The 14,339-nt window shown below is 27.5% G+C and carries 17 protein-coding genes and 1 riboswitch; of the genes, 1 reads left to right on the forward strand and 16 read right to left on the reverse strand.

Annotated features, from left to right (window positions below; all coding sequences use genetic code 11):
- The 15 genes from BUA19_RS09035 to BUA19_RS09105 form a co-directional block, all read right to left on the reverse strand.
- Positions 1–329, reverse strand: a 329-nt coding sequence (locus tag BUA19_RS09035; RefSeq protein WP_143145416.1) for a helix-turn-helix domain-containing protein, incomplete at its 3' end; no start/stop codon positions are given.
- A gap of 165 nt (positions 330–494) precedes the next feature.
- Positions 495–1,730 (reverse strand): glutamyl-tRNA reductase, encoded by a 1,236-nt coding sequence (gene hemA, locus BUA19_RS09040; protein WP_072725801.1) that lies wholly within the window; start codon positions 1,728–1,730, stop codon positions 495–497.
- 17 nt (positions 1,731–1,747) lie between these two features.
- A complete protein-coding gene (locus BUA19_RS09045) occupies positions 1,748–2,503 on the reverse strand; it encodes a cobalt-precorrin-6A reductase (RefSeq protein ID WP_072725802.1) in 756 nt (251 codons plus the stop codon).
- Positions 2,500–3,225, reverse strand: a complete 726-nt coding sequence (gene cobJ, locus BUA19_RS09050; protein ID WP_072725804.1) for a precorrin-3B C(17)-methyltransferase — start codon at positions 3,223–3,225, stop codon at positions 2,500–2,502. The genes BUA19_RS09045 and cobJ overlap by 4 nt, the downstream gene beginning before the upstream one ends.
- Complete coding sequence (cbiG, locus tag BUA19_RS09055) at positions 3,222–4,256, reverse strand: cobalt-precorrin 5A hydrolase (protein ID WP_072725806.1); 1,035 nt, start codon at positions 4,254–4,256, stop codon at positions 3,222–3,224. Before cbiG ends, cobJ begins: the two co-directional genes overlap by 4 nt.
- The gene (locus tag BUA19_RS09060) at positions 4,240–4,989 is read right to left on the reverse strand and encodes a cobalt-precorrin-4 methyltransferase (protein WP_072725808.1); all 750 of its coding nucleotides are present in this window, start codon (positions 4,987–4,989) and stop codon (positions 4,240–4,242) included. Before BUA19_RS09060 ends, cbiG begins: the two co-directional genes overlap by 17 nt.
- 1 nt (position 4,990) lies before the next feature.
- Positions 4,991–5,554, reverse strand: a complete 564-nt coding sequence (locus BUA19_RS09065; protein ID WP_330389067.1) for a decarboxylating cobalt-precorrin-6B (C(15))-methyltransferase — start codon at positions 5,552–5,554, stop codon at positions 4,991–4,993.
- The gene (locus BUA19_RS09070; RefSeq protein ID WP_072725812.1) at positions 5,541–6,149 is read right to left on the reverse strand and encodes a cobalt-precorrin-7 (C(5))-methyltransferase; all 609 of its coding nucleotides are present in this window, start codon (positions 6,147–6,149) and stop codon (positions 5,541–5,543) included. The genes BUA19_RS09065 and BUA19_RS09070 overlap by 14 nt, the downstream gene beginning before the upstream one ends.
- Positions 6,146–7,255, reverse strand: a complete 1,110-nt coding sequence (gene cbiD / locus BUA19_RS09075; RefSeq protein WP_072725814.1) for a cobalt-precorrin-5B (C(1))-methyltransferase CbiD — start codon at positions 7,253–7,255, stop codon at positions 6,146–6,148. Before cbiD ends, BUA19_RS09070 begins: the two co-directional genes overlap by 4 nt.
- A 16-nt stretch (positions 7,256–7,271) precedes the next feature.
- Positions 7,272–7,904, reverse strand: a complete 633-nt coding sequence (locus BUA19_RS09080; RefSeq protein ID WP_072725816.1) for a cobalt-precorrin-8 methylmutase — start codon at positions 7,902–7,904, stop codon at positions 7,272–7,274.
- The gene (locus BUA19_RS09085; protein WP_072725818.1) at positions 7,901–8,767 is read right to left on the reverse strand and encodes a GHMP family kinase ATP-binding protein; all 867 of its coding nucleotides are present in this window, start codon (positions 8,765–8,767) and stop codon (positions 7,901–7,903) included. The genes BUA19_RS09080 and BUA19_RS09085 overlap by 4 nt, the downstream gene beginning before the upstream one ends.
- A 1-nt stretch (position 8,768) precedes the next feature.
- Positions 8,769–9,830: a pyridoxal phosphate-dependent aminotransferase gene (locus BUA19_RS09090; RefSeq protein WP_072725819.1), complete on the reverse strand. Its 1,062-nt coding sequence runs from the start codon at positions 9,828–9,830 to the stop codon at positions 8,769–8,771.
- Complete coding sequence (locus BUA19_RS09095; protein ID WP_072725821.1) at positions 9,827–10,792, reverse strand: cobalamin biosynthesis protein; 966 nt, start codon at positions 10,790–10,792, stop codon at positions 9,827–9,829. The genes BUA19_RS09090 and BUA19_RS09095 overlap by 4 nt, the downstream gene beginning before the upstream one ends.
- Positions 10,789–12,147, reverse strand: a complete 1,359-nt coding sequence (locus BUA19_RS09100) for a cobyrinate a,c-diamide synthase (protein ID WP_072725822.1) — start codon at positions 12,145–12,147, stop codon at positions 10,789–10,791. Before BUA19_RS09100 ends, BUA19_RS09095 begins: the two co-directional genes overlap by 4 nt.
- A 98-nt stretch (positions 12,148–12,245) precedes the next feature.
- Positions 12,246–12,414: riboswitch (cobalamin riboswitch) on the reverse strand.
- Positions 12,415–12,481: 67 nt separating this feature from the next.
- Complete coding sequence (locus BUA19_RS09105) at positions 12,482–12,742, reverse strand: hypothetical protein (protein WP_072725824.1); 261 nt, start codon at positions 12,740–12,742, stop codon at positions 12,482–12,484.
- A 286-nt stretch (positions 12,743–13,028) separates the two neighbouring features.
- Between BUA19_RS09105 and BUA19_RS09110 the strand changes: the two genes are divergently transcribed.
- Positions 13,029–13,337 (forward strand): hypothetical protein, encoded by a 309-nt coding sequence (locus BUA19_RS09110; protein ID WP_072725825.1) that lies wholly within the window; start codon positions 13,029–13,031, stop codon positions 13,335–13,337.
- A 43-nt stretch (positions 13,338–13,380) separates the two neighbouring features.
- On the opposite strand, the gene BUA19_RS09115 is transcribed toward BUA19_RS09110, so the two are convergent.
- Positions 13,381–14,328 carry a calcium/sodium antiporter gene (locus BUA19_RS09115; RefSeq protein ID WP_072725827.1) on the reverse strand — a complete coding sequence of 316 codons (948 nt, stop codon included), beginning with the start codon at positions 14,326–14,328 and terminating at the stop codon, positions 13,381–13,383.
- Positions 14,329–14,339 lie beyond the last annotated feature (11 nt).

A 14,339-nucleotide genomic window follows, 5' to 3' on the forward strand; every position in this document is an offset into this window, starting at 1 on the left:
CTAGTTTTTTCTCCTTTGCTTCTTTTTTTAACACAATTATCATAATCTACTGCTAAATCCATACAAACTGCATGAAGATGTTTTGCATATACTTTTGCATAATCTGTATTTTGCTTACGAAGTAACTTAATTTGACTTCGCTGTTCTGACATTTTCATGTTTTTATTGTAACAAGTATAATATTCTTTTCTTTGAGCTAAATAAGTGTTATAAAGGAGTTTACATAAAAAACTATCTCTTTCTATATCTGCTATTTGTTCTTTTGTAGGATATATTTGAATTTTTTTGCATAGTATAATACTATTTTCATTTTTCTTCTTGAACCCCATCTTCAAAAACTCCTTTACCACTTTTTTTATTTTTTTCTGATTATAACTTCTACTACCATAAAGCTTAGCAGAAAAAACATGAACTATTATCATCAAATCTAATGTATAAAATAGTCAATAGATTCTTATATGTTTTTTCAGATTTTATTTAACTGTTAATATCACCTAAAATCCAAAGAGCTCCTCAATCATATTCATATACTCTTGTAATTTTCCTTCATCTTTAGTTTCTTTTAATTTTATAATTGGTTCTCTTACAAGTCTTTTAAGAGCTGAACCTAACATTTTTTCTATTATTTTCCTTTCTCTTGAATTTAAATCTAATTTCCTGTATATATATTCCAAAGTATCCTTTTCTATTTCACTGCATTTTTCATTTAATGATTTTATAGTAGGGTCTACTTTTATACTTTTCATCCATTCCAAAAATTCTTCTATACTTTCATCAATTATATCTCTTGCAATTTTTGAAAGTTCAATTCTTTTCTTTTCATTTTCATTTGATATTTTTTTAAGATCGTCTATATCATAAACATATACATTTTCTAAATTATTTACACCTTCTTCCACATCTCTCGGTAGTGCTATATCCATTATATAAAGTTTTCTATTAACTTTAGGCATATCCTCTTTTTTTATTATAGTGTGAGGAGAAGCTGTTGCTGTAACTACCACATCAACATTTTTCATTACTTCATATCTTTTTTCATATTCAATAGGTTTAACTCTTGGAAATTCATTACTTAAGTCAAGAACCTTTTTGTGCGATCTATTAGTCATATAAATCTCATTTAAATCTTCCTCAAGCAAATGCTTAAGTGCAAGTTTACTCATCTTCCCTACACCTATCACGAGAGCTTTTTTATTTTTAAGTGAACATAGTTTCTCCTTTAAAAACTTAATTCCTATATAACTTATAGATAACGGATTTTCTGATATTTTTGTTTTGTTTTTTATATTTTTAGCAGTAGTTACAGCTTCTCTGAATAGCTTGTTTAAAATTTTTCCACTAAGTCCAAGCTCCATTGAAAACAAAAGTGCTTCTTTTACTTGTCCAAGTATTTGATCTTCTCCAAGAACTATAGAATCAAGTCCTGATGATACAGTATATATATGATTTATTGCTTCTTCATGTTTTTTATCAAATAAATATTCTTTTATTCCTTTTTCATCAAAGAAATGTTCATAAAAGTCTTTTACTACTTCTATTTTTTCCTCTATATCTTTAGCAACTATATATATCTCACTTCTATTACATGTTGAAAGTATAATTACTTCCTTTATGCCATGGTCTAATAAAAAATTAGCTCCTTCTATCTTTTTTGATTCCGTAAAAGATACTTTTTCCCTTATTTTTATAGGAGCTGTATTATGGTTAACCCCTATAACTGCTACTCTCATAACTTACCCTCCAATATCTAAAGAGAATGCATTATTTTATTTTTCAATTCTTCAATACTAAAGACTACATCTGGATATTTTACTTTAGGTCTCATTATTACTATAGTTTTTATATTTAAATCTAAACTTGCTTTTAATTTTTCTTCAAATCCACCCTCGACTCCACTCTCTTTTGTAATAACTAAATCTACATTATAAAAACTGTATAACGCTTTATTAATTTCATAGGAAAAAGGCCCTTTCATAGCTACTACATTTTCTGGTTTTAATCCTAAATCTTCACAAGATTTTAAAACAGAAGACGTGGGAAGAACTCTTACTACTACTTCTTTATTTTTTAAATTTCCAACAAAATATTCTAAATTTTTACTCCCTGTAGCTAAAAATACTTTATTTCCTATTTCACTAGCAACTTCACAAGCTTCTTCTATACTATTTACTTTAAATATATTCTCACTTTCTAATATTTCACTAGAAGGTCTTTCATATCTTAAATATTTTATATTTAATTTTTCAGATGCATTTACTGCATTTTTAGAAACTTCTTCAGCATACGGATGTGTACAATCTATAATACTAACAATATTATTTTTTCTGATAAAACTTATCATATCATCTAAATTCATTTTTCCAATAACAATATTATTACAGTACTCTTTTGAAATTTCTTTTCCATAATCAGTTGCAACTGATAATATAAATTTTTTGTTATTTTCATTCAACAATTTACATACCCTTAAGCTATCACTAGTTCCTCCTAAAACTAATATCATAGAACATAACCTCTTGGTGTTATCATTTTATCTTCATATACATATGTAGATTTGTTTCCTATTATAACAATAGTAGTCATATCTACCGTTTCAAAATCTATATCCTTAAATTTAACTATTTGCTTAAATTCTCCTTCTCTTCCTACATTTTTTACTATTCCTACTGGTATATCTCCACTTTTAAATTCACCTATTATTTCAAATGCTTTTTGTAAATGATCTTTTCTTCCTTTACTTCTAGGATTATAAAGACATATAACAAAATCAGCTTCTGCCGCAAGTTTTAATCTCTTTTGAATTACATCCCATGGCGTTAAAAGATCGCTTAAACTTATATGACAAAAATCATGCATAATAGGTGCTCCAAGCACTGCCGCTGCTCCTATGCTTGCTGTAACTCCAGGAACTATCTTAATCTCAATATCTAAATTTTCTTTAGTTATAAGTTCAAGTATAAGTCCTGCCATTCCGTATATTCCACTATCTCCACTGCTTATTACTGCAACTTTTTTTCCTTCTTTAGCTTTTTTAATTGCATCTTTACATCTTTGTATTTCTCCACGCATTCCATTTTGAACTACTTCTTTATCTTTTATAAATTCTTTTATTAAATCTATATATGTCTTATATCCCACTATAACTTCACTTTCATTAAGTGCATTCACAGCCTCAAAAGTCATTAATTCTTTTTTTCCTGGTCCTATTCCTACTACATAAATCATTTTAATCTCCCCAATCCAAAAGTTATTCCTTTGTATATTGTTTTATTTAAAATCAAATTACCACCACTTAATACATAGGCAACAGGCTCTACTACCGAATATACCCCTATAGATTTTTTAACAAACTCAGATTTAGAAAATTTATCTTCTATTTTTAATATTTCATCTCTACTGACAACTTTAAATGGGATATTTAATTTTCTAGATAAATCTATTATTGCTTTTTCATCTTTTTTTACATCAACACTTCCTATTTCACTTATAGAGTTAATATCTATATTGTTTTTATCTAAAAAATTTAGTAGTGATTCATATAACAAATTAAAATCTGTATTTTTTCTACAACCTACTGACAGTACTAAATTTTTAGGAACTACTTTTACTAAATTATTAAATTCTAAATCTATATTTTTTTTATTAGTTATATAAACCAGTGCATCTAAATATTTTACATTATTAATACTATCTACTTTTACAAACCCTCTTGTATCTACATCAAAATATTCATCCATATATATTCCAACTTTTTTATTTTCTACCAAAAGCGAATTTATGTACTTAACATTTTGTTTAAAATTATCTATATACCCATTTATTTTTTTAGCTATTAAATCAAGTGAACCTTTATCATTCACATCTGTAGCTGTTGTTATCACTGGATTTGAATTTAAGTATTCACTTATTTTGATTGTCATTTCATTAGCCCCTCCTATATGACCTGATAAAAGGCTTATTACATTTTTACCTTTTTCATCAAGTACAATTACAGCAGGGTCTTTTGTCTTGTCTTCTATGTATTTAGAAATACTTCTCACTACTATTCCAATAGCCATTATAAATATTAAATAATCGTACTTATAAAATATATCCCCTATAAATTCTTTAAAACTTTTATTTATCTCTTTTAATCCTTGTTCCCAAAATTTCCTTAAAACATATATATCAGCACCTAAATAACTTTTAATTTTTAAAGCTAAGTTTTTACCATTAGAAGTTAGAGATATTACTGCTATTCTATTTTCTGTATTCATGCTTAAAATCCTTATCATATAATTTTGAATAATTATATTCTTCTCCTAAAAAATTTCCTACCATTATAAGTGCGGTTTTATTTATTCCTTCTTCTTTTACCTTAGGTACTATATCCTTTAAAGTCCCTTTAACTATTTTCTGATTCTTCCATGTAGCTTTATAAACAACAGCAATAGGAGTTGTTTCGCTATATCCACCATCAATAAGTCTTTTTACTACCTTGTCTATTTCCTGAACAGATAAAAATATTACCATAGAAGTTTGATGTGTAGCAAAAGACTCTATTGATTCTTTTGGTGGCACTGGAGTTCTTCCTTCCATTCTAGTTATTATTAAACTTTGAGATATTTCTGGAACAGTATATTCAACTCCAAGTGCAGATGATGCTCCTAAAAAAGAACTAACTCCTGGTGTACAAGTATACCCTATTCCTCTTTTAGCAAGTTCTTCAACTTGTTCTCTTATTGATCCATATATTGAAAAATCACCAGTTTGAAGTCTAACTACGCATTTTCCTTCCTTTACCCCCTTTTCCATTACATCAATTATTTCTCCTAAATTCATATATGCACTATTGTGTATTTCACAACCCTCTTTACAGTAATCAAGAATCTCTGGGTTTACAAGAGAACCTGCATATATTACTACATCAGCCTCACTTAATAATTTGTATCCTTTTAAAGTTATAAGTTCTTTATCTCCTGGTCCTGCTCCTACAAAATGTATCTTCATATTATCTACCCCTTTTACACGAAATTATATATGTTGGATTTAAAGGCTTAAAATAATTTCCTTTTCCAAGTTTTTCAAGCCTTGATATTGATACCTGTATACACTCTATATCTTCAAATCCTTCTTTACTAAGTATTTCTAAGGCTTTATTTAAAGTTTCAAGTGTTATACAATTTATAACTAATACTCCATTATCATTTAATAAATTCTTAAGCCACACTATTATTTCTCTTAAATTTCCTCCACTTCCTCCTATAAAAGCAGAATCTATTTTTTCATTAAAGTTATCTACTGGAGCATAATCTTTAATCACTTTTATATTTTTTATATTAAACTTTTCTATATTTTTATTTATAAGCTCTATGGCTTCTTCATTTCTCTCTATAGTATGTATTTCTAAATTTTTATTTTTTAAAGCTGCTTCTATACTTATACTACCCGTCCCTCCACCAACATCTAAGAATGTTTTTGCATTTTCTAGATTTAATTTTTCTAAAGATAGTATTCTTATTTCCTCTTTTGTCATTGGAACTTTTCCTCTTAAAAACTGACTATCCTTCATCATATATCACCACTACATTCATATCAAAATTGTTTATTTTAAGTATATCTTCAGGAGTACCTATTGTTATTCTTTCATTTTCATAAGATAAGTTTTCTCCAATTACCATAACCTTTTTTAAATTTCTTTTTATTATTTCTTTTGCTATTTCCTTTGGCCCTATTTTTTTATCTGTAACTAAAGAAACTTTTTTATGAGATAAAATATAATCAAAATCAGGCTCTTTGCCATGGCAACTACTTATATAAATATCATTCATATCCATTTTTATTTTTGAAAATAAATATTGAATTGAGCTTATCCCCGAAACAATATTTATATTTTCTTTTCCAAGCTCACTAACCATATACTTTCCTATACCATAAATACTAGGATCACCCGATGCTATTAGCGATATATTCTTATGTTTATTTTCATTTATGTAATCAATAATATCTCTTAAGCTCCCTTTAATCTCGATTTTTTCCCCTTTAAAATCACTAAAAATTTCTAAATTTCTAGTTCCTCCTATTAATACATCACTAGCATTTATTAACCTTTCTCCTTCTTTAGTTAAAAGTCCTATATCTCCTGGCCCTATTCCAATTATATTTATCATTTAAATACCTCCAAAAGATTATCTGCACCAGTGCTTTTCCCAAGTATATTAAGCTCCATAGAGAATATAATCATTTCTACTTCTATATTTTTATCCAACCTTTGTAAAACCTTTTCTTTTCCTTTGTTCGCTATAATATTATAGACATCTTCATATCCGCTCCCTTTTATAAGCTCAATTGCAGCTTCAGTTGTAGGACAAATATATATTTCTCTCAAAAACTCTTTAGGAGCACCCATTAATGCTAAATGTGTTATTAATATTTCCATTCTACAATCTGCCATTTTGCTATGAGTATGAAAAATACCTCCAGCTAGTTTAACAAACTTTCCTAAATGTCCTACTAAAAGTATTTTTTTAAATTCGAATCTCTCAGCTTCTTTTAACATATACCCTATGAAATTACTAGTTCTAACTACATTTTTTAAATCTATATTCAAAACTTCCTCTACAAAATTCTCTCCATGGTTTCCCGGAACTAATATTATATTTTTCATTCCCTGTTCTCTTTTCATTTTAAGTTCAATAGAAAGAGATTTTTTCCAGCCTTCTTCTGACATAGGTTCAACTATTCCACTAGTTCCAATTATAGATATACCACCTTCTATTCCAAGTCTTGGATTAAATGTCTTCTTAGCTATCTCTTCTCCTTTAGGAATGTATATAATAATATCTGCTCCTAAATCATTTACAACTTTTCTTACCTCTTTTTCTATCATCTGTCTAGGAACTTTATTAATAGCAGCATCCCCTATAGGAATATTAAGTCCTTTTTTAGTAACTCTCCCTACTCCTATACCTCCATCTATAGTTATTTTTCCACTGTTATTAATAATAACCTTTGCAAATATATCTATGCCATGGGTAACGTCTTTATCATCTCCACCGTCTTTTTTAACAGATGCAACAGCTTCATTTTTTCTAAATGATTGATTTTCTACTTTTAAATTAAGTTTTACTCCCCTTGGTGTATCTATTTCTACATATTCTACTAACTTATTATTAAGCGCCATAAGAGCAGCAGCCTTTGCAGCACCAGTTGCAGTTGATCCTGTGGTGTAGCCCCTTCTATATTTTTTTCCATCTATGTATACATACTTTTCCATATTTATCCCTCTTATTCTAAATACTATAAAGCACAGCATTAACAATAGCAGCAGCTAAATTACTCCCACCTTTTCTTCCTTTAGATAAAATATATGGAATATCACTTTTTTCAAGTTCATCTTTAGATTCTGCTGCTCCTACAAACCCCACTGGAACTCCTACAACTGCATCTACGTCTAGTTTTCCTTCTTCTTTCATTTCAAGTATTTTATAAAGTGCTGTTGGTGCATTTCCTATTACAAATATTTTTCTCCCCTTTTCTTTTGCAGCTAATTCTACTGCTGCCATGGATCTTGTTATTCTTTTTTCTTTAGCTATTTTTGCAACTTCTTCATCAGCTACAAAGCATTTAATATTACAACCTAACTCATTTAGTTTTCTTTTGTTTATTCCCGATAAAGCCATATTAGTATCTGTATATATAATTGCATTAGATTTTAAACTGTCAATAATCTTGTCAATTGCACCTTTAGAAATTTTAAGTATATCTAAATAGTCAAAATCAGCAGTTGTATGTATACATCTTTTAATTATTTTCTCCTCGATATCATTTTTAAATTTATAATTTGGTCTAGTTTCTTTTATTATTTCTCCTATTATTTCAAAGCTTTTCACTTCTATTTCTCTAGGATTTTTTATATAATTCATTTCACCCCTCCTCTTATTACATCTAAAGAGTACATTCTTTTATATTTTTTGTTTAACTTTTTTAAAATCAATTTTTCTTCAAGTTTTTTATAATTCATTTCTTTATCTAAAATAATTCCTATAACAGTCCCACTATGAGCTATATTTACTCCATAAGCTCCAAATTCTTCAGTTATTTTTATAATATCTTTTAGTCCATCTTTTTTATGAATATTTTCATTTAATAGCGAACTGATTGTCGATGCTTTTCCTACTAATTTTAAATCATTTTTTTTAAAACCCTCCTCTAACATTTCAAAAGCCTCTTTTATTTTTTCCTTGTTAAATTGTTTTTTTAAAAAATAGTTATTCTCTCTCCTTATGCTCTGTGTATTTAATTTTTCATCTGGTTCTAAAACTAATATCCTTATTCCATCTATATACCCTAATTTTTTTAAAACTTCTCCTTTTAACGGATTAAAAATACAATTATTTTCCATAAATATAGAATCTGTTGGTTCAACTTTTGCTGCTATTTTTGAAATTTCATGTGAGTCTAACTCTTTTCCTAAAAAACTCAAAGTAGCTTTTATTGTTGCTCCTATATCAGCAGTGGAACTTGCCATTCCTTTCCCTATTGGAATATCACTATTTACAATCAAAGATATATTTTTAGTATCTTCTACATCTAAATTGAAATATTTAAAAACTTCTTGCAAAGCTTTTCTCGCTTTATATGGACCTTTTCTTATATTATTTTTTCTTTCTTCAATCTGGGCTTTAGAATAAATGTTTACTGCATAAGATACTAAATACTCACTATCTTCTAAAATTCCTTGTATGAATTCTCCACATGAGCCTGGGCAAATTCCAAAATGCCTCATATTATACCCCCAATATTTCTTTTAGTGCATTTATTAAAACTTCATTCTCTTCTCTTTTTTTAACTGCAACTCTTATATAACTTGTATCAAGTCCCTTAAAATTAGATGCATCTCTTATTAATATGTTTTTTTCTACAAATAATTTCTCCTTTATATAACTTGAATTATATTTTTTTAACTTCAAAAGTATAAAGTTTGTACTACTTTCAAATACCTCTATATTCTTTATTTTATTTAAATTTTCTATCATAAATTTTATTTCTTTTCTAAAATAGTTTTTAGTTCTTTCTATGTATTTTTTATCTTTAAATATGTAACCGCATATATTTTCAGCAAAAGAATTTACAGTCCATGGCTCTTTATACTCCCAGATTTTACTGATTATATTTTTATTACTAGTTATTCCATATCCAAGTCTAATTCCAGGAAGACCGAAAAATTTTGTAATAGCTTTTATTATAAATAAGTTGTCGTACTCTTTTATTAAATTTACTAATGTATATTTTTCATTTTGATAGACAAATTCCATAAAAGTTTCATCTACTATTAAAAATTTGTTTTTTTTCTTTAATATTTCAAGAACTTCAATTAAACTTTCTACGTTTCCACTTGGATTATTTGGATTGCATATAAATAAAGATTTAAATTTATTTATATTCTCTTTTATACTATTAATATCTAATTCAAAATTTTTACCAAAATATAAATCTATTACCTTTTTATTATTGATTTTTGCAGCTCTCTCATATTCTGAAAATGTTGGATTTACAATACCAACTGGTCCATCTAATACTTTCATAAGTAAATATATTATTTCACTAGCCCCATTCCCTGGTATTATATATTCATAATCTAAATCTAGATAATTCCCTATATTTTTTCTTAAATTCAAATATTCAACATCTGGATATTTAGTGCTTAAATTAAGCCCTTCTAGTATGTACTTATCTATATTTTCAGGTATATAAGGATTTATATTTGAACTAAAATCTAATATATTTTCTCTTTTTCCGTATTTTAACATCATACTAGCTACATCTGCACCATGGCCAAGATTTATCATCTAAAAAAACACCTCTCAATTACAATGTATACTATTGAAAATATAACTAAGCTTAAAAATGAAGTTAAATACATTATTTTATTAGTTTTTATTATATCTTCTTCATCTATTTCTCTAAGTTTATCTCCTATTGTTGGTTTATAAACCTTTTCCCCAAAATAATAATTAGTACCTCCAAGTCTTATCCCTAAAGCCCCTGCAACTGCTCCTTCAGGATATGCACAGTTTGGACTTTTATGATTTTTTCTATCTCTTATTGCTATTTTTATAGAGTTTTTGTAATCAAATCCTAAAAACATAGAAGATAAAGCCATTACAAAAGCTGTAATTCTAGCAGGTATGAAATTTGCAATATCATCAATCTTTGCAGATGCAAACCCTATATCTATATATTTTTCATTTTTATATCCAATCATGGAATCTAATGTATTTACTGCTTTGTATGCCATGGCAAGAGGTGCACCCCCTATAAATAAATAAAACATAGGTGATATTATTCCATCTACAGTGTTTTCTGCAACAGTTTCAACTACAGCCCTTATAATTTCATTTTTTGAAAGACTTTGTGTATCTCTTCCTACTATGTAAGATAATTGTTTTCTAGCTTTTGTTATATCTCCTTCCTTTAAAACATTATATATTTTAACAGCTTCATCTTTTAAGCATTTAGTTGCAAGTGTTGTGTATATAATTAATGTATTTAAAATTATATAAAAATAATAATTTATACCTTTAGATATTTTCAATATAAAATAAGTTGTAAGGTAAGTTATAATTACAACTACAAAATTTAGTACAAAACCACCCATTTTAAGTCCCATTCTACTCTTTGTAATATTTCTTATACTATTTTCTATAAATTTTATGAGTTTTCCTATATATATTACTGGATGAGGCAAACAATAAGGATCTCCAAATATAATATCTAATACATATCCAACATAAGTTGAAACTATATTCATATATTCTCTACCGCCTTATTTAAAAAGTTAATAGGTATATTTAAATCACTGTAAAAATGAGTATGAAGATATGTTGCAAGCGTATTTCCCTTTACATATCCACCTATCCACTCTTTTACTACTTCTCCATCTCTTTCTTTTAGTATTTTATAAGCACATTTTTCATCTGATATAAATTCAGAATGATGAAATTCATGTCCAAGTACAATTTCTCCCTTTTTAGATATTACTGTATCAACAATTGCAATTCCTTTGGAATATCCAAATCTCTTTAAAGATTTAGTCATAATGCTTTTTCCCTTTAATATACCTACCATCTGATATTCATTATTTTCATTATCTATTAATTTTTCTCCTAAATACATAAGTCCTCCACACTCAGCATATATAGGTATATTTTTTTGATGAGCTTTTTTTATTTCTTTTCTTATTTCTTCATTCTTTTCAAGCTCACTACCAAATACCTCCGGAAATCCACCTCCTATATATATTCCATTACATTTTGGAAGACATTTATCTTCAAGCGGACTAAATGTTACTATATTTACTCCCATTTCTTTAAGTAAGTCTATACTATCCCAATAGTAAAAATTAAATGCTTTATCGTATGCCATGGCTATTGTTAAGTTATCATATTTAGGTATTTTTATACCGTAATTTAATCTTAAATTTTCTGATTGAGAAATTTTTAATAATTCATCTAAATCTATATGCTCCTCAATTACATCTGCCAAATTAGAAAATTTTTCTTCTAATTTTTCCATTTCAAGTGTTGGAATAAGCCCTAAATGTCTTGATGGAAGAGAAAATTCTAGATTTTTTGGAAGATATCCCAATACTTTAGTGTTAGTATATTTTTCTATAGCTTCTTTTATTATTTTAAAATGCCCATTTGAAGATATGTTATTTACTATTACCCCTTTTATATCAACATCTTTATCTAAATTTTTATACCCAAAAACCATGGCAGCTGCTGATGTTGCCATAGTTTTTCCATCTATAACTAAAACTACAGGAACTTTTAGTATTTTAGAAGTATATGAGCTTGTACATGAATTAATATCTATACCATATCCATCAAAAAGTCCCATTACTCCTTCTATTACACAAATATCAGCTTCTTTTGAATTTTTTATAAATAAATATTTTATTACTTCATCATCTAGCATATAAGAATCTAAGTTTCTAGATTTTCTTCCTGTAATAAATGTATGATAAGAAGTATCAATATAATCAGGACCAACTTTATAAGGTTGAACTTTAAAACCCCTTTTTTTAAGTGCCGCCATTATACCCATAGATATGGTAGTTTTTCCAACTCCACTATTTGTTCCTGCAATTAATATTTTTTTCATAAAATATCCCCCTAACAAAAAAACCTAACCTTTTTAGGTTAGGAATATTTATACAAATACTATAAAATTTACATAGTAATACCCTTCCCTCCGAAGGCTTACTTCTAACTAATTAGGCAGGTTTCCTGGCTTAGAATTCATTCTACTCCCTTACCTTCCCACAATAATAAATAGCGGTGGCATATTTAGGTTTCGTCTTTCTTTACAGTAGCGGGGGCTGCAGAGGATTTTCACCTCTTTCCCTTAACCTAATTAAGTATTAAATTTTACTTTTTCATAATACCATACAATTTATAAACAGTCAATATTTGACAATTTAATATGTAAATTTATATTATTTTTCTTTTATCTCTATGTCTTTTATTTTAATTTTTATATTTTTTTGAATATTGTATATCTTTTCTTCATTTACCTCCTCAATAATAGAACTATATTTTTTTCTCTTTAACCCAAAACATTCTAAGGTGTTTAAATCAATATCTTCTAAAAGTAAAAGAATTTCATTTTTTACATAATCATTCAGTTTCTCATCATTCATTGTTAATTCATTAACATTCATTTCTACATCAATAACTACTTTAAAGCTTTTTTTCATATTAACTCCTCCATTTTTATTAATTTGTCATAACCTTAATTGAATAAAAAGCAACTATATTTCGTTTATATATTTATCACATATATAAATTTATAACAAATTCGGCCATAAAATTCCACAAAATATACCAAGCAATTTCTTCCAACCCTTCAAACTATTAAAAATACTTGAAATAAAAAACACTCTAAATCAAGTAAAATCCAAATTACATTTTTATGTAACATTTTTATTCTCTAATTAATATATATGTATGGAAGAGAAAAAAATTATATCAGGAGGTATGATTATGCATCATTATAAAAAAGATAAAAAATACGAAATGGATATGATGAATCCTATGATGGGTATGCAGTATATGTGTCCAATGATGATGGGTATGCATCCTATGGGAATGAACCCTATGATGGGTATGTACCCTATGGGAATGTATCCTATGATGGATATGGATGAAATGAACATGATGCAACCTATGGCATATATGATTTATGTATATCCTATGATGGGTATGCACCATCCAATGGGTATGTATCCTATGGGAATGAACCCTATGATGGATATGGATTATTATTGCGAAGAAGATGAAGAAGAAGAATAAAAAAATTCCCCCACTTTAACTCAAACAAGTGGGGAAAATTTTTTTAATTTCTTATTATCACAAATACCATATACGCCACATAAGACAATGTCAAAAACATTCCTTCTCCTCTATATACAGTTCTCTTTGTTATAGCAAATATATAAGTTAGTACAGTAACTATTAAAAGATAAATCATATCGACAAATATAACAGAATTTATAGAAATAGGTCTTATAACCGACGACATTCCAAGTACAAATAACAAATTAAACATATTAGACCCTATAACATTTCCCATCGCAATATCACTTTCATTTTTAAACGCCGCAACAATAGATGTTACAAGTTCAGGAAGAGATGTTCCAACTGCTACAATAGTAAGTCCTACCAAATTTTGACTCATACCAAACTTTATAGCTATAGAAGAACTTGAATCTACCACCCATTCTGACCCAAGTATTATTCCCATTATTCCAACTATACTAATTATTATACTTTTACCTAAAGATATATCTTTTACTTCCTCTTTATAATCTTCTTTAGAAAGAATTGCCATCTCTACAAGATAATACACAAATATCAAAAATAAAGATAAAAGTATAAGCCCATCCGCTCTAGATAATACATCATTACTAGCTCCCTGCAGTGATATATCAGCACAAAGAATAAATAAAACTAACGAAGTTAATATAGAAAAAGGAAATTCCTTTAATATAGTTCCTTTTTGCACCTTCATAGGATTTATTATAGAAGATATTCCTATTACAAGTAAAAAATTAAATAAATTAGAACCCACAACATTTCCAAGAGCAATTTCATTAGAACCCTTAAGTGCAGCATTTATACTTACCGCTGACTCTGGAGCACTTGTTCCAAACGCTACAATAGTAAGCCCTATAAGTATCGGTGGAACCTTGAATTTCTTTGCTATTGCCGAAGATCCATCTACAAAAAAATCAGCTCCTTTTATTAAAAATACAAATCCAATTATCAATACCAAATAATCCATCTAATCATCTC

It is taken from the genome of Tepidibacter thalassicus DSM 15285 (assembly GCF_900129915.1).
GTDB classification, from domain to species: domain Bacteria; phylum Bacillota; class Clostridia; order Peptostreptococcales; family Peptostreptococcaceae; genus Tepidibacter; species Tepidibacter thalassicus.

Excerpts from the sequence above, each read along its gene's own strand:
- BUA19_RS09065 (WP_330389067.1), bottom strand. The coding sequence starts at position 5,554 with ATGATGAAGGATAGTCAGTTTTTAAGAGGAAAAGTTCCAATGACAAAA.
- cobJ (WP_072725804.1), bottom strand. The coding sequence starts at position 3,225 with ATGATTTATGTAGTAGGAATAGGACCAGGAAAAAAAGAATTAATGACT.
- BUA19_RS09090 (WP_072725819.1), bottom strand. The coding sequence starts at position 9,830 with ATGATAAATCTTGGCCATGGTGCAGATGTAGCTAGTATGATGTTAAAA.
- BUA19_RS09085 (WP_072725818.1), bottom strand. The coding sequence starts at position 8,767 with ATGAGGCATTTTGGAATTTGCCCAGGCTCATGTGGAGAATTCATACAA.
- cbiD (WP_072725814.1), bottom strand. The coding sequence starts at position 7,255 with ATGGAAAAGTATGTATACATAGATGGAAAAAAATATAGAAGGGGCTAC.
- BUA19_RS09045 (WP_072725802.1), bottom strand. The coding sequence starts at position 2,503 with ATGATATTAGTTTTAGGAGGAACTAGTGATAGCTTAAGGGTATGTAAA.
- BUA19_RS09080 (WP_072725816.1), bottom strand. The coding sequence starts at position 7,904 with ATGAATTATATAAAAAATCCTAGAGAAATAGAAGTGAAAAGCTTTGAA.
- BUA19_RS09070 (WP_072725812.1), bottom strand. The coding sequence starts at position 6,149 with ATGATAAATATAATTGGAATAGGGCCAGGAGATATAGGACTTTTAACT.
- BUA19_RS09060 (WP_072725808.1), bottom strand. The coding sequence starts at position 4,989 with ATGAAGATACATTTTGTAGGAGCAGGACCAGGAGATAAAGAACTTATA.
- BUA19_RS09110 (WP_072725825.1), top strand. The coding sequence starts at position 13,029 with ATGCATCATTATAAAAAAGATAAAAAATACGAAATGGATATGATGAAT.
- hemA (WP_072725801.1), bottom strand. The coding sequence starts at position 1,730 with ATGAGAGTAGCAGTTATAGGGGTTAACCATAATACAGCTCCTATAAAA.
- BUA19_RS09100 (WP_072725822.1), bottom strand. The coding sequence starts at position 12,147 with ATGAAAAAAATATTAATTGCAGGAACAAATAGTGGAGTTGGAAAAACT.
- BUA19_RS09095 (WP_072725821.1), bottom strand. The coding sequence starts at position 10,792 with ATGAATATAGTTTCAACTTATGTTGGATATGTATTAGATATTATATTT.
- BUA19_RS09115 (WP_072725827.1), bottom strand. The coding sequence starts at position 14,328 with ATGGATTATTTGGTATTGATAATTGGATTTGTATTTTTAATAAAAGGA.
- cbiG (WP_072725806.1), bottom strand. The coding sequence starts at position 4,256 with ATGAATACAGAAAATAGAATAGCAGTAATATCTCTAACTTCTAATGGT.
- BUA19_RS09105 (WP_072725824.1), bottom strand. The coding sequence starts at position 12,742 with ATGAAAAAAAGCTTTAAAGTAGTTATTGATGTAGAAATGAATGTTAAT.